We start from the raw sequence: 14,552 nt of genomic DNA, 5'->3' as shown, positions 1-14,552 counted from the left end.
TCCGCGAGGGGTTGGAGAGGCTGCGTCCTGTTCGGACTGGGAGGCTCCGCGTCACCTGTGGCTTCGCCGGGACTCTGGGGGTCGTTCATGGAACTCAGTGCTCGCGGTAGGGGTCCGGGATGCCGAGGCTGGCGAGGATCGAACGCTCGGCGTCCTCCATGGTTTCCGCGTCCGCGTCGGCCTCGTGGTCATAGCCGGCCAGGTGCAGGATCGCGTGAACCAGCAGGTGCGTGACATGGTCGGCGAAGGGCTTGCCCTGCGCCTCGGCCTCGGCCTTGCAGGTGTCGAAGCTGATGGCGATGTCGCCCAGCTCCTCTGCCTCGGGCGGAGCCGGCACTTCGCCGGGGGCGCGCGGCGCCGGCTCGACCGAGGGCCAGCTGAGGACGTTCGTAGGCTTCGCCTTGCCGCGGAAATGGTCGTTCAGCGCGGCGATGCGGTCATCGTCGCAGCCCATCACGACAATCTCGACGGCATCGATCCCCATGTGCCGCGTTGCCGCCGCCGCCGCCCGCTCGGCCATGCCCTGCAGGTCCACGTCCAGCCAGCGCTCGTCCTCGATGACGATATCGACCGGGGCCGGTTCGGGCGGGGTTTCCGGCAGGGACATGTCAGGCATCGGGCGATCCTTCGGGCGGGCCGCGTCGCCAGTCGCGGCGGGGCGGATAGGTGCCATAGCCCTGCGAGGGCCGGTCGTCGCCGCCGCCGCCCGCCTCGTCGTCGGCGTCATAGGCCTGGATGATGCGCGCGACCAGCGGGTGGCGCACGACGTCCGAGGCGGTAAAGTAGCTGAACGAGATCCCCGGCACGCCCGCCAGGATGCGTTCCGCGTCGCGCAGGCCCGACTGGACGCCGCGCGGCAGGTCCACCTGGGTGCGGTCGCCGGTGATGACCATGCGGGACCCCTCGCCCAGGCGGGTCAGGAACATCTTCATCTGCATCGTGGTGGCGTTCTGCGCCTCGTCCAGCACGACAAAGGCATTCGCCAGCGTGCGGCCGCGCATGAAGGCCAGGGGCGCGATCTCGATGCGCTTTTCCTCGACCAGCTTCTGCATCTGGCGCGCGGGCAGGAAGTCGTTCAGCGCGTCATAGAGCGGCTGCATGTAGGGGTCGACCTTTTCCTTCATGTCGCCGGGAAGGAAGCCCAGGCGCTCGCCCGCCTCGACGGCGGGACGCGACAGGATGATCTTGTCCACATGGCCGTCGATCAGCATGGTGACACCCACCGCGACGGCCAGATAGGTCTTGCCCGTGCCCGCCGGGCCGATCCCGAAGGCCAGCTCGTTGGCGAAAAGCGAGCGGACATAGTCGCGCTGCGCCTCGGTGCGGGGCTCGACGATCTTCTTGCGGGTCCGCAGCTCGATCTTGCCCTGCCCGAACATCTCGAGCTGCTGGGCGGGCGTGGCGGCGGGGCCGTCCCCCTCGGTGCCCATGCGCAGGGCCGATTCGACCTCGCTCAGCTCGACCGCACGGCCCTGTTCCAGGCGCGCGTAAAGGCCGCGCAGGATCTGGGCCGCCTCGGCCTGCGCCTCGGCCGGGCCCACGACCGACAGCTGGTTGCCGCGCCGCAGGACATGGACGCCCAGCGCCTGCTCGATCCGGGCGAGATGCCGGTCATGGGGGCCGCACAGGTCCATGAGCAGGCGGTTATCGGGAAATTCAAGCAGGGTCTCGCCCGCTGCGGCGGAAGGGTTTGTCGGGGTCAGACCCACTGCATCCTCGTCTCTGGCTCTGGTTCATGTTGCAGGCGGGCCTGCGCGAAGGCAAGCCTTCGGCCACAAATCTGCGGACGCGAGGCAGCTTTCACCCTTGCCGCCCCTGGCCGGCGAGCGGCCCCCAGTCAAGCGGCTCGCCCCGCACGAAGGCGCGCAGCATCGGGTCGAAAGCCTCGTCCATCTGCGCCACGGACCCCTGCCAGCGGACCCGGCCCTGATCCAGCAGCGCCACGCGGTCGGCAATGGTGCGCACGCTGGTCATGTCATGGGTGATGGTGATGGCCGTCGCCCCCGCCTCGGTCACGATGCCGCGGATCAGGAGGTTGATCGCGGCGGCGCGCTGGGGATCGAGGCCGGTCGTGGGCTCATCGAAGAAGATAACGCTGGGATCGGCCGCGATGGCGCGGGCAAGGCCCACGCGCTTGCGCATGCCCCCCGACAGGTCGGCGGGCATCCGGTCCGCGACCTCGGGGCCAAGACCCACGCGGGCCAGCCTTTCGACCGCACGGGCGCGGGCCTGCCTGGCGGGCATAACCCGCAGCAGCCGAAAGGCCACGTTGCGCCAGACCGGCAGGCTGTCGAACAGCGCGGCATTCTGGAACAGCATTCCGAAGTCGCGCATGAAGCGGGCGCGCACGGCCGGCGAGGCAGCCTCGCCGTCAAGCAGAACCTCGCCCGCGTCGGCGCTTTCCAGCCCCAGGATCGTGCGCAGCAGCACCGATTTGCCGGTACCCGAGCCGCCGATCACGACAAGGCTCTCGCCCCGCGCGACGCCCAAGTGCACGCCGTCCAGCACCTTGTGAGCGCCGAAGGACTTGGACAGCCCGCGCGTCTCGATCACCGGCGCGCTCATGTGAAGAACAGCCCCGTGAGGATGAAGTTCGCCGCGAGAATGCCGACCGAAGCGGCCACGACCGCATTCGTCGTCGCGCGCCCCACCCCCGCCGCGCCGCGCCCCGCGTTCATGCCGAACCAGCAGCCCGCCAGCGCCACGATCCCGCCGAAGGCCGCGCCCTTCAACAGCCCCGAAACCACGTCCCAGGTTTCGAGATAGGCCCAGGAGTTCGCCAGATAGGCCTGCGAGGTGAAGCCCAGCGTCGTCGTTCCGATCAGCCAGCCGCCCATGATGCCGATGGTGTCGCCCACGCCCACGAGGACCGGCACCGACAGGATCGCCGCCCACAGCCGCGGCGTCACCAGCCAGCCCATCGGGTCGGTGGACAGCGTCACCAGCGCGTCGATCTGTTCCGTCACGCGCATGGACCCGATCTCGGCCGCGATCGACGACGCCACCCGCGCCGCCACCATCAGCCCGCCCAGAACCGGCCCGAGTTCCCGCACCATGCCGATCGCCACGATGGCGGGGACGACATCGCCGGCCTGGAACCTTTCGCCGCCCGCGTTGATCTGCAGGGCCAGCGCGGCGCCCGTGAACAGCGCCGTCAGACCCACGACCGGCAAGGACAGCCAGCCGATGCGCAGCAGCTGCTCGGCCAGCAGCCGGGGCGAGAAGCCCGGCGCGGCGAGCCCACGCGCGGCGAAGATGGCGACCGCGCCGATGCCGCGCAGCAGGGCAAGCGTGGCGCGGCCGGTGGCGCGGACCGGGTCAGGCCGGAACGGATTGGGCGCGGCTCGGGTCAAGGGGCAGCTCGATCCGCAGGCGGCGCGACAGGTCGGCCGTGTCGGAGGAGGAACTGGAAAGCTTGAAACCCTCGCCCAACAGGTGCTTCACATACATCCTGTTGTAGATGAAGGCGAAGACCAGCTGCGCCAAACCCAGGGTGAGCCAGCCGATCAGGAAAATGATCAGCGCCCCGGTCCAGTGCCCCCGGAACAAGGCCGGGAAAAAGCCGAAGAACAGCGTCGTCCAGGAAAACCCGACCGGCGCCTGCTTCAGCGCCCCGGTGCGGGGATTGTGAAAGTCGATGGTCGCGTAAGCCATGCCGAATCCTCCTGGGGCGATGGGACAGGAGAAGCGGTAGCATGGGTGCCCTAACCGAAGGTTAAGCCGGCCGGTAGTCGCGCGGATAGCGCGAGCCCAGCGACGTCAGGATCTCATAGCCGATGGTTCCGGCCAGGCGCGCAAGATCGTCCACGCCCTGCCGGGCGTTCAGGATCTCGAGCCTGTCCGGCACATCCGGCAGGTCGGTCACATCGACCGTGATGAGGTCCATCGAGACGCGGCCCACGACCGGCGCGCCGCGGTCCCCGGCCCACAGGACCAGCCCCTTGCCGGAAAGCGCACGCGGCAGCCCGTCCGCATAGCCGGCCGAGACCGTGGCGATCCGGGAAGGACGCGGCGCGGTCCAGGTGCAGCCGTAGCCCACCGCCTCGCCCGCCGCGACGCTGCGGGTCTGGATCACCTCCAGCGCAAGGGTGACCACCGGGCGCGCCTCCTGGAAGGGATCGGCACCGTAAAGGCCGATGCCGGGGCGCGTCACGTCGAAGTGATAGTCGTCGCCCAGCAGGATGCCGCCCGTCGCCGCCAGCGAGCGGGGGGCACTCACACCCTCGGTCATCTCGCGGAAGGCGCGCAACTGGGCGGCGTTGGCCGGATGGCCGGGCTCGTCGGCGCACATCAGGTGCGACATGACCAGCGCCGGGCCGGTGCCCCCGTCCGTGCGCGCCCCCAGCGCCTCGGAGCGGATCGAGGCCCATTCGGCGGGCTCGAAGCCCAGCCGGTTCATGCCGGTGTCGAGCTGGATCGCAAACGGCGCGCGCGGCCGCAGGGCGCGGTCCCGGAAGAACTGCTCGGGGCTGTTCAGCACCGGGATCAGCCCGGTCAGGTCCTGTCCCGGCATGTGCCCCGACAGCACGAAGATGCGGGCATCCGGCGCAAGAAGGGGGCGAATTGCCCTGCCCTCGGAGGCCTGCGCCACGAAGAAGTCGCGCGCGCCCGCTGCATGAAGCGCAGGCGCCACCTGCGCCGCCCCAAGGCCATAGGCATCCGCCTTGACGACTGCGCCCGGGCGCGCGCCCGGTGCGCGGTCCGCCAGCGCCTTCCAGTTCGCCACAAGGGCGCCAAGGTCGATCGTCAGTCCCATGAGCCACGGCATGACGGCGGCCAAGGGTCGCGTCAAGGCCCCCCGTCGGCCGGAGTTTGCGGGTTTGCGGCAATCGGCGCTCGTTAACAGACCGCTTTGCAAACTTTCCCCTTTCCGCTTTGCGTCATCCCTCGCTTTCCCTATTGTCCCGCCAGACATGGACGGAGGGGCGGCATGAAGGACATCGTCGAACAGCTGGAAGACCGGCGGCAGCAGGCCCGCATGGGCGGCGGCCAGCGCCGCATCGACGCGCAGCACGCGCGCGGCAAGCTGACAGCGCGCGAACGGCTGGACATCCTCCTGGACGAGGGCTCGTTCGAGGAATTCGACATGTTCGTCCGCCACCGCTCGACCGACTTCGGGATGGAGGACGACCGTCCCTATGGCGACGGCGTCATCACCGGCTGGGGCACGATCAACGGCCGCATGGTTTATGTGTTCAGCCAGGACTTCACCGTCTTCGGCGGCTCGCTGTCGGAAACGCACGCCCAGAAGATCTGCAAGATCATGGACATGGCGATGCAGAACGGCGCGCCGGTGATCGGGCTGAACGATTCCGGCGGGGCGCGCATCCAGGAAGGCGTGGCCTCGCTTGCCGGGTATGCCGACGTGTTCCAGCGCAACGTGATGGCCTCGGGCGTGATCCCGCAGATCAGCGTCATCATGGGCCCCTGCGCGGGCGGCGCGGTCTATTCGCCGGCCATGACCGACTTCATCTTCATGGTGAAGGACACCTCCTACATGTTCGTGACGGGCCCGGACGTGGTGAAGACCGTCACCAACGAGGTCGTCACGGCCGAGCAGCTGGGCGGCGCGTCCACCCACACCAAAAAATCTTCGGTCGCCGACGGCGGCTTTGAAAACGACGTCGAGGCGCTGTCCGAGATCCGCCGCCTGTTCGACTTCCTGCCGCTGTCGAACCGCGAGAAGGCGCCGACCCGCCCCTTCTTCGACGACCCGGCCCGGATCGAGACCTCGCTGGACACGCTGATCCCCGACAACCCGAACCAGCCCTACGACATGAAGGAACTGATCGTGAAGATCGCCGACGAGGGCGACTTCTACGAGATCCAGCGCGACTTCGCGGGCAACATCATCACCGGCTTCATCCGCATCGAGGGCCAGACGGTCGGCGTCGTCGCCAACCAGCCCATGGTGCTGGCGGGGGTGCTGGACATCGATTCCAGCCGCAAGGCCGCGCGGTTCGTGCGCTTCTGCGACGCCTTCAACATCCCGATCCTGACGCTGGTGGACGTGCCGGGCTTCCTGCCGGGCACCGCGCAGGAATACGGCGGCGTCATCAAGCACGGGGCCAAGCTGCTGTTCGCCTATGGCGAGGCGACGGTCCCGAAGGTCACGGTCATCACCCGCAAGGCCTATGGCGGGGCCTATGACGTCATGTCGTCCAAGCACCTGCGGGGCGACTTCAACTATGCCTGGCCCACGGCCGAGATCGCCGTGATGGGCGCCAAGGGCGCGGTCGAGATCCTGTATCGCAGCGAACTGAGCCAACCCGAGAAGATCGCCGCGCGGACCAGGGATTATGAGGACCGCTTCGCCAACCCCTTCGTGGCCGCAGAAAAGGGCTTCATCGACGAAGTCATCCAGCCCCATTCGACCCGCAAGCGGGTGGCGCGGGCCCTCGCCTCGCTGCGCACCAAGCAACTGTCCAATCCCTGGAAGAAGCACGACAACATCCCGCTGTGACGACATTGTCCGCCGCTCTTCTCCTTGCCTCGACCGCGGCCGGCATGGCCGCGAACGGCGCGCAGCCGCTGGTCCCGGTGCCTTCGGGCGCCGAGGTCTGGCTGCAGGAAGAGCTGACGGACCGTGTTCCAGGGCTGGGACTGGTGCAGCGCTACCGCTTTGTCATGCCGTCGCTGGCGGCGCTGGTTCCTCCGGTTTCCGAGGAGGACATGGCCGAGGGGCTGCCCCTCGAGATGCTGGACGAGCCCTTCGGCGAGGAGGCGCCGCTGACGCCCGAGGAGCAGGCCGAACTCGACAGCGCGCTGGGCGATCTGGTCATCCAGCAGGTCCCCGGAGAGGACATGGGGGGCCTGTCGATCCAGCCGCTGCCCGGAGAAGAGGGCGTGGACGCCGCGCCCCTGCCCTCCGAGCTTGCCCCGCCCGACGCGACGCTGCCCGAAGGGGCCGAGGCCAGCCCCCTGGACGAGGCGGGTCAGGACCATGCGGCCATCGCCGAGGGAGGGGACATGGCCCTGCCGGCCGCGCCCGACATCCTGATGCAGGACCCTGTGCACCGCGACATCGTCTGGCTGTGCGAGAACTTCGCCCTGCCCCGCTTGGCCGGGCAGACGCCGCGCCCGTCGCAGGTGGTGATCTCGATGGCCTCGGCGCCCAGTCCCTTCGGCAGCTTCGACCCCGAGATTGTCCAGCTTTTCGAGGGGTTCATGATCCCCGCCAACCGTGACGCCTGCGTGTGGGAACCGATGTGATGACCTGCGATGATCCGGGCGCAAGCCGCCCTGATGCAACCCTGCCACATGGCGCGTGCAGCGGTTCGGCTGTGCCCTGTCCCCTGTCCGGCCCCGCCGCTAACATCGCGCCGCGGCCGCACGGTGCGGTCCGCTCATCGAGCAGCCGGGGCAATCAGACCCCGCCTTACAGGAGCCATTCATGTCCAAAAAGCTCGCCCTCGCGCTGGTTCTCGCCGGCCTCGTCTCGGCCTGCCAGCAGCAGCAGCCGCAGCCGACCCCTGCGCCGGTCGCCGTGGCCCCCGAGCCTGTGTTCCAGGGCAAGTACGGCGCCAACTGACGCCTTGCGGCGCGGGCCCTCGGGTCCGCGCACTGCCGCCGCGGCGCTTCGCGTCCTTGTGAAGGAAGGCGAAGCATCATGCTGAAGCATCGCGGCTTTCCCGGACGGCTTCCGTCCACCGACCACCAGTTCACCATCCGCCGCGCCAGCCCCAAGGGTGCCACCAAGCTTGTGGCGCGCGAGCGTTATCGCGACCGCTCGGCCGGCGACCGGCGCGCGGACACGGCCTTCCTGGCCGCGCTGATCGAACATTTCGGCGACGAGCCCTTCGAGCGCGGGAACCTCGACGCGGGGCGCCTGTCCTGGCTTCTGGGACGCGAGGTCGTGGCGGTCGGCAAGCTGGACCCCACCAGCTACGAACAGCTGCTGCGCGTCGATCTCAAGCGCGCCGAGGCCAACTTCCCCGAACTGTTCGCGCCCGGCGCCAGTGAGGATTTTCACTGGGATGACGAGGACTTCGACGAGGAAGATGAGTGATGCGCGGGATGATGCCTGTGTGCGCACCATCACCCGCTTGTCAGTTTGACCTCCCGTTGCGGGATGTCATAGTGATCGCGCACGCAAAACCACGCGCCCGCTCGCGGGCCACGAATACAGGCAGAATATCATGCAGAAATCCTTCATCCTCCGCGCTTGCGGCGCGGCGCTGCTCGTCGGCACCGTTGCGGCTTGCCAGCCCGGCTACGGCACCGGCATCTCGCCCGACGCGCAGCGTGCCGCGGGCGGTGCGGTCGCGGGTGCCGTCGTCGCCAAGGCGCTGGATGAGAAAGTCGCAACCGGTGCGCTCATCGGTGCCGCCGGCGGCGCCCTGTGCGACGACGTGGGCGTCTGCGCGCCCTGATCGGAACCCTGACCGTCGGCTGGCGTTGATCGCCAGCCAAGACGGTTCAAATTCCAACTGGCCGGAAGCCGCAGCGCAGGGGCACATCACCTCGGCGCCCCTTCCGGGCAACTCGTTGAAGGATATTCCATGTCCCGGAAGCTTCTCATTGCTGGCGGTATCAGCGCGGCCCTGCTGGCCGGCTGCACCCAGAACATCCAGCCCACCGACGCCGACCGCGCCATCATCGGCGCGGGCGCGGGCTATGTCGTCCAGCAGGTCCGCGGCAAGGGCGGCAGCGACCGTCTTGCGGGCGCGGCCATCGGTGCCGCAGGCGGCGCGCTGTGCGACGACGTCCGGCTCTGCCAGTAAGCTGACCCGCGCGCACGACGCGCGCATCCGATCCTGTTCCGCCGTCCCGGTCTGACCGACCGGGGCGGCTTTTTCATATCCAGCGCCATCAAGGGACACGCATGTTCAAGAAGATCCTGATCGCCAACCGCGGAGAGATCGCCTGCCGCGTCATCAAGACCGCACGGAAGATGGGGATCGCCACCGTCGCCGTCTATTCGGACGCCGACCGCAATGCACTGCATGTCCGCATGGCCGACGAGGCGGTCCATATCGGCCCGCCGCCCGCGAACCAGTCCTATATCGTGATCGACAGGATCATGGAGGCCATCCGCCAGACGGGCGCCGAGGCGGTGCATCCCGGCTATGGCTTTCTCAGCGAGAACATGAACTTCGCCGCCGCCCTTGAGAAAGAGGGCGTGGTCTTCGTCGGCCCGCCCTCGCCTGCCATCGAGGCGATGGGCGACAAGATCACCTCGAAGAAGATCGCGCAGGAAGCCGGGGTTTCGACCGTCCCCGGCTACATGGGCCTGATCGCCGATGCCGAGGAGGCGGTGCGCATTTCCTCGCAGATCGGCTATCCGGTGATGATCAAGGCCAGCGCCGGCGGCGGCGGCAAGGGGATGCGGATCGCCTGGAACGACCAGGAAGCGCGCGAGGGCTTTGAATCGTCGCGCAACGAGGCGGCCAGCAGCTTCGGCGACGACCGCATCTTCATCGAGAAGTTCGTCACGCAGCCGCGCCACATCGAGATCCAGGTGCTGGCCGACAAGCACGGCAACTGCGTCTACCTGCACGAACGCGAATGTTCCATCCAGCGCCGCAACCAGAAGGTCATCGAGGAGGCGCCCTCGCCCTTCCTCGACCCCGAGACGCGCCGCGCGATGGGCGAGCAGGCGGTCGCGCTGGCCAAGGCCGTGGGCTACACCTCGGCCGGCACGGTCGAGTTCATCGTGGACGCGAACAAGAACTTCTATTTCCTTGAAATGAATACACGACTTCAGGTCGAACACCCGGTGACCGAACTCATCACCGGCGTCGATCTGGTGGAACAGATGATCCGCGTGGCAGCGGGCGAGCCCCTGCCTTTCACCCAAGGCGACCTGACCATCACCGGCTGGGCCATCGAGAGCCGCCTTTACGCCGAGGACCCGTACCGCAACTTCCTGCCCTCGATCGGTCGCCTGACACGCTATCGCCCGCCGGTGGAAACCGCCGCCGGTCCGCTGCTGGAAGCGGGCAAGTGGGTGCCCGCCCATCCGGGTGACGAGCCGCCCGTGGCCGAAACCGGCGTCCGCAACGACACCGGCGTTTACGAGGGCGGCGAGATCTCGATGTATTACGACCCGATGATCGCCAAGCTCTGCACCTGGGCGCCCGACCGCGCGCAGGCCATCGAGGCGATGCGCCGGGCGCTGGACGGCTTCGAGGTGGAGGGCATCGGCCACAACCTGCCGTTCCTGTCGGCGGTGATGGACCATCCGCGCTTCGTGTCCGGCGACATCTCGACCGCGTTCATCGCCGAGGAATACCCCGAGGGCTTCCAGGGCGCGACCCTGCCGGCCGAGCAGCTGGAACGTGTCGCGGCCGCCGCCGCCGCCATGCACCGGGTCGCGGAAATCCGCCGCACCCAGATCACCGGCCGCCTGGACAACCACGAGCGCCGCGTGGGCGAGAACTGGGTCGTCGTGCTGAACGGGCAGGAGTTCCCGGTCCGCGTCCGCGCCGACAGGACCGGCTCGACCGTCGAGGTGAACGGGCGCAGCCTGCGGGTGGAATCCGACTGGAAGCCGGGCATGTCGCTGGCGCGGCTGACGGTGGACGGCGAGCCCCTGGCACTGAAGGCGGACAAGATCCCCGCCGGGATGCGCCTGCGGACGCGCGGCGCCGACCTGAAAGCCCATGTCCGCCGTCCTCGCACGGCGGAACTCGCCCGGCTGATGCCCGAGAAGCTGCCGCCCGACACCTCGAAGTTCCTGCTCTGCCCGATGCCGGGCCTTGTGGTCCGCATCAACGTGCAGGCGGGCGACGAGGTGCAGGAGGGCCAGGCGCTGGCCACCGTCGAGGCCATGAAGATGGAGAACATCCTGCGCGCCGAGCGCAAGGGCACCGTCAAGTCGGTCAACGCCGAGGCAGGGCAAAGCCTCAAGGTCGATGACGTCATCATGGAGTTCGAGTGAGCAGGTGGACCTGCGCGGGCTGTTCCTGAACGACCGCGTCGCCGCGGCCCTCGTCACTGCCCTGGTGGGCGGTGGCGTGGTCGCGGCCGGGTGGTTCTGGACGCACGCGCTGTCGCGGCGCCGCGACCGCCAGCTGCGCGAGGAACGGGTGGGCGACATCCAGCGGGCGCTGCTGGCCGAGATCCGCGCCCATGTGGCGGCTCTGGAAGGCCAGACGCTGGAGGAACCGGACGCGCGCGAGGCCATGGTTGCGCGGCTGGTCCAAGGGCGGCACGTCCCGATCCTGCCTCATGACGCCAATGACCGCATCTTCCGCGCCATCGTCGAGGACGTGCATATCCTGCCGGAATGGGCGATCGACCCCGTCGTGCGCTATTACCGCCTGCTGGCCGTCCGCTCGGCGCTTGCGCAGGACATCCGCGCCAATGCCAAGGACCAGCCCGAGCGTGCGACCGAGATGTTCCGGGACTACCTGATCCTGAACGACGAGACGCTTGCCACAGGCCGCCGCGCGATGATCGTGCTGAGCGCGGGCCTGCATGGAGGGGAAGGCGCCGTGCAGGCGCTGCTTGCCGCGGCCGAGCGGCGGGAAACCGAACGCATCGCCGCCACCCTGCCGGGCGAGCTGGCGCAGCTTCGGGAAAAGCTCAGTAAGCGACCTTCGGACCCGAAAGGCCCGTGATGGGAGGCAGACCGATCACCGCAGCGATCTCGTTCGAGTTGCGCGCATTCAGCAGGCGCTCGACAAGTTCGTCCGTCGTGGCAGGCCGCTTGACGCGCCGCGGGGACGGCGGGCTGTCGATCTTGCGGGGTGAGGTTTCCTTGGCCATGGCCCTGCCCTGTCATGCGCGATGCGACACGGCGCATCCTTCGCAGATCAAGATAGTTGCGCCGCCCCGGTTCCGCAATGAATTCGCGCGCAACGCCTATCGGCCGCCGCTTGCCCGCGTTTCTCCACGCCGGACGGGGGTCTTGTCGATGGCGCGGCCGATTTCGCGCGTGTCCCAAGGAAAGGGCTTGCGGTCGATCACGGTGCCGTCCGTATCCAGCACGATCAGCGAAAAGCCCCGCGGCCTGAACCGCTGCCGCCAGGCCGACGCCGCTGCCGGGTCGGTGTCCGTGATGACCGTCACGTCCCTCCGCTCCATCGCGGCGGGATCGCGGGCCAGCAGATCCATCTGCGTGGAAAAGGAAGGCTCCTCGGGCGTGTCGGCGAAGACAAGGACCGGCCTGCGATCGAACAGCAGCGCCTCGGGCGTGACCTCGGTTGCGGCGCGGATGTCCAGCTCGACCTGCCGGGGCCCGGCGGGCGGCGTATCCGCAGCCGCTTGCGGGACCTGGGCGGTTGCGGGACGCGCGGGGGCGGCGCGCTCGACCCGCACCGGCTCGGGCGGGGGCGTCGGGCCACCCATGGCAAGCGCCTGCGCGCCCGTCACGGCCAGCGCGAGGGCCGACATCTTCGACAGCAAGATCCTCATGTTTCAGAATATAGCGACTGCGGTCGCATCGGAAAGGACCAAGAGATGACCCGGACCCCCGACCTCGATCAATGGCGCGCGCTGGCGTCGAAGGAACTGAAGGGCGCCGATCCCGACACGCTGAACTGGGACACGCTGGAAGGCATCACCGTCAAGCCGCTGTACACCGAGGCGGACACGGCTGGGCTCGACCACATGGGCTCCCTTCCCGGCATCGCGCCCTTCACCCGGGGCCCGCGCGCGACGATGTACGCGGGCCGGCCCTGGACGATCCGGCAATACGCGGGCTTCTCGACCGCCGAGGAGTCGAACGCCTTCTACCGCCGCAACCTTGCCGCAGGCCAGCAGGGCGTCTCGGTGGCCTTCGACCTGGCGACCCACCGCGGCTATGACAGCGACCATCCGCGTGTCGAAGGCGACGTGGGCAAGGCGGGCGTGGCCATCGACAGCGTCGAGGACATGAAGATCCTGTTCGACGGCATCCCGCTGGACAAGGTCTCGGTGTCGATGACCATGAACGGCGCGGTGATCCCGATCCTCGCCAGCTTCATCGTCGCGGGCGAGGAACAGGGGCACGACCGATCGGTGCTGTCGGGGACCATCCAGAACGACATCCTCAAGGAGTTCATGGTCCGCAACACCTATATCTATCCGCCCGAGCCCTCGATGCGGATCATCGCGGACATCATCGGCTACACCTCGCGCGAGATGCCCAAGTTCAACTCGATCTCGATTTCTGGCTATCACATGCAGGAAGCCGGGGCGAACCTGGTGCAGGAACTGGCCTATACGCTGGCCGACGGGCGGGAATATGTCCGCGCGGCCATCGCCGCGGGCATGGACGTGGACGCCTTTGCCGGGCGTCTCAGCTTCTTCTTCGCCATCGGCATGAACTTCTTCATGGAGATCGCCAAGCTGCGCGCCGCCCGTCTGCTGTGGCACCGGATCATGACCGAGTTCGGGGCGAAGAAGCCGTCCAGCCTGATGCTGCGGACGCATTGTCAGACCTCGGGCGTGTCGCTGCAGGAGCAGGACCCCTACAACAACGTGATCCGCACCGCCTACGAGGCGATGAGCGCGGCGCTGGGCGGCACCCAGTCGCTGCACACCAACGCGCTGGACGAGGCGATCGCGCTGCCTACGGACTTCTCGGCCCGGATCGCGCGGAACACCCAGCTGATCCTGCAGGAGGAAACCGGCATCACCCATGTCGTCGATCCGCTGGCCGGGTCCTACTACATCGAGAGCCTGACGGCGGAACTGGCTGAAAAGGCCTGGGCCATCATCGAGGAAGTCGAGGCGATGGGCGGCATGACCAAGGCCGTCGCCTCGGGACAGCCCAAGCTGCGGATCGAGGAAACGGCGGCCCGGCGGCAGGCCATGATCGACCGGGGCGAGGAAGTGATCGTCGGCGTCAACAAGTACCGCAAGGACAAGGAAGACCCGATCGACATCCTCGACATCGACAACATGGCCGTCCGCCGCAGCCAGATCGAGCGGCTGGAGCGCATCCGCGCCACTCGCGACCAGGCCGCCTGCGACGCGGCGCTGGCCGAGGTGGAACGTCGCGCGCGCGAGGGCGGCAACCTGCTGGAAGCGGCGGTCGAGGCCGCCCGCGCCCGTGCAACCGTGGGAGAGATCAGCATGGCGATGGAAAAGGTCTTCGGCCGCCACCGGGCCGAGGTGAAGACCCTGGCCGGGGTCTATGGCGCGGCCTACGAGGGCGACGAAGGGTTCGCCCAGATCCAGCGCGACGTGGAAGCCTTTGCCGAGGAAGAAGGCCGCCGCCCGCGGATGCTGGTCGTCAAGATGGGCCAGGACGGCCACGACCGCGGCGCCAAGGTGATCGCCACGGCCTTCGCCGACATCGGCTTCGATGTGGACGTGGGCCCGCTGTTCCAGACGCCCGAGGAAGCCGCGCAGGACGCCATCGACAACGATGTCCATATCGTCGGGATCTCCTCGCAGGCCGCAGGGCACAAGACCCTGGCGCCGAAGCTGATCGAGGCGCTCAAGGCCCAGGGCGCGGACGACATCATCGTCATCTGCGGCGGCGTGATCCCTCAGCAGGACTATGCCTTCCTGCGCGACGCGGGCGTGGCCGCGATCTTCGGTCCGGGCACGAACATCCCCTCCGCCGCGCGCGAGATCCTGGGGATCGTGCGCGAACGGCGCGGCTGAGGCCCTTGCGT

17 protein-coding genes are annotated in these 14,552 nt (G+C 68.5%); 9 read left to right on the top strand and 8 right to left on the bottom strand.

From position 1 onward, the window contains the following. Positions 1–94: 94 nt before the first annotated feature. From ybeY to alr, 6 genes are all read right to left on the bottom strand, one after another. Positions 95–616 (bottom strand): rRNA maturation RNase YbeY, encoded by a 522-nt coding sequence (gene ybeY, locus CK240_RS05800; protein WP_095639389.1) that lies wholly within the window; start codon positions 614–616, stop codon positions 95–97. After that, complete coding sequence (locus CK240_RS05795; RefSeq protein ID WP_167649975.1) at positions 609–1,709, bottom strand: PhoH family protein; 1,101 nt, start codon at positions 1,707–1,709, stop codon at positions 609–611. The genes ybeY and CK240_RS05795 overlap by 8 nt, the downstream gene beginning before the upstream one ends. Before the next feature lie 91 nt (positions 1,710–1,800). Next, complete coding sequence (locus tag CK240_RS05790) at positions 1,801–2,553, bottom strand: ABC transporter ATP-binding protein (RefSeq protein ID WP_095639388.1); 753 nt, start codon at positions 2,551–2,553, stop codon at positions 1,801–1,803. 8 nt (positions 2,554–2,561) lie between these two features. Next, positions 2,562–3,353 carry an MlaE family ABC transporter permease gene (locus CK240_RS05785; RefSeq protein ID WP_095639387.1) on the bottom strand — a complete coding sequence of 264 codons (792 nt, stop codon included), beginning with the start codon at positions 3,351–3,353 and terminating at the stop codon, positions 2,562–2,564. Next, on the bottom strand, positions 3,319–3,654 hold the full coding sequence (locus CK240_RS05780; RefSeq protein WP_095639386.1) for a hypothetical protein: 336 nt from the start codon (positions 3,652–3,654) through the stop codon (positions 3,319–3,321). The genes CK240_RS05785 and CK240_RS05780 overlap by 35 nt, the downstream gene beginning before the upstream one ends. 61 nt (positions 3,655–3,715) lie before the next feature. After that, positions 3,716–4,756, bottom strand: coding sequence for an alanine racemase (alr, locus tag CK240_RS05775; protein WP_095639385.1), 1,041 nt, complete (start codon positions 4,754–4,756; stop codon positions 3,716–3,718). A gap of 174 nt (positions 4,757–4,930) precedes the next feature. Between alr and CK240_RS05770 the strand changes: the two genes are divergently transcribed. From CK240_RS05770 to CK240_RS05740, 8 genes are all read left to right on the top strand, one after another. Then, entirely contained in the window at positions 4,931–6,463 is a 1,533-nt protein-coding gene (locus tag CK240_RS05770) for an acyl-CoA carboxylase subunit beta (protein ID WP_095639384.1), read from the top strand. 5 nt (positions 6,464–6,468) lie between these two features. Beyond that, positions 6,469–7,212: a DUF6497 family protein gene (locus tag CK240_RS18190; protein WP_240517304.1), complete on the top strand. Its 744-nt coding sequence runs from the start codon at positions 6,469–6,471 to the stop codon at positions 7,210–7,212. Between the two features lie 181 nt (positions 7,213–7,393). Next, positions 7,394–7,531, top strand: coding sequence for a hypothetical protein (locus tag CK240_RS18625; RefSeq protein ID WP_167649974.1), 138 nt, complete (start codon positions 7,394–7,396; stop codon positions 7,529–7,531). 78 nt (positions 7,532–7,609) lie between these two features. Continuing rightward, positions 7,610–8,008, top strand: a complete 399-nt coding sequence (locus CK240_RS05760; protein ID WP_095639383.1) for a hypothetical protein — start codon at positions 7,610–7,612, stop codon at positions 8,006–8,008. Between the two features lie 130 nt (positions 8,009–8,138). After that, positions 8,139–8,372: a hypothetical protein gene (locus tag CK240_RS05755; RefSeq protein ID WP_095639382.1), complete on the top strand. Its 234-nt coding sequence runs from the start codon at positions 8,139–8,141 to the stop codon at positions 8,370–8,372. A 129-nt stretch (positions 8,373–8,501) separates the two neighbouring features. Then, positions 8,502–8,723 (top strand): hypothetical protein, encoded by a 222-nt coding sequence (locus CK240_RS05750; protein WP_095639381.1) that lies wholly within the window; start codon positions 8,502–8,504, stop codon positions 8,721–8,723. Between the two features lie 101 nt (positions 8,724–8,824). Next, a complete protein-coding gene (locus CK240_RS05745; RefSeq protein WP_095639380.1) occupies positions 8,825–10,882 on the top strand; it encodes an acetyl-CoA carboxylase biotin carboxylase subunit in 2,058 nt (685 codons plus the stop codon). Then, positions 10,857–11,564, top strand: a complete 708-nt coding sequence (locus CK240_RS05740; RefSeq protein WP_135058796.1) for a hypothetical protein — start codon at positions 10,857–10,859, stop codon at positions 11,562–11,564. Before CK240_RS05745 ends, CK240_RS05740 begins: the two co-directional genes overlap by 26 nt. On the opposite strand, the gene CK240_RS05735 is transcribed toward CK240_RS05740, so the two are convergent. Both CK240_RS05735 and CK240_RS05730 read right to left on the bottom strand, forming a co-directional pair. After that, positions 11,530–11,712, bottom strand: coding sequence for a hypothetical protein (locus CK240_RS05735; protein ID WP_095639378.1), 183 nt, complete (start codon positions 11,710–11,712; stop codon positions 11,530–11,532). The two genes, CK240_RS05740 and CK240_RS05735, sit on opposite strands and share 35 nt — an antisense overlap. Positions 11,713–11,808: 96 nt before the next feature. Continuing rightward, positions 11,809–12,360, bottom strand: coding sequence for a DUF4174 domain-containing protein (locus CK240_RS05730; protein WP_240517303.1), 552 nt, complete (start codon positions 12,358–12,360; stop codon positions 11,809–11,811). 45 nt (positions 12,361–12,405) lie between these two features. Between CK240_RS05730 and scpA the strand changes: the two genes are divergently transcribed. Next, on the top strand, positions 12,406–14,541 hold the full coding sequence (scpA, locus tag CK240_RS05725) for a methylmalonyl-CoA mutase (protein ID WP_095639377.1): 2,136 nt from the start codon (positions 12,406–12,408) through the stop codon (positions 14,539–14,541). Positions 14,542–14,552: the final 11 nt, after the last annotated feature.

The organism is Paracoccus salipaludis (genome assembly GCF_002287065.1).
GTDB classification, from domain to species: domain Bacteria; phylum Pseudomonadota; class Alphaproteobacteria; order Rhodobacterales; family Rhodobacteraceae; genus Paracoccus; species Paracoccus salipaludis.
This window is presented reverse-complemented; position numbering and strand designations above follow the sequence as displayed.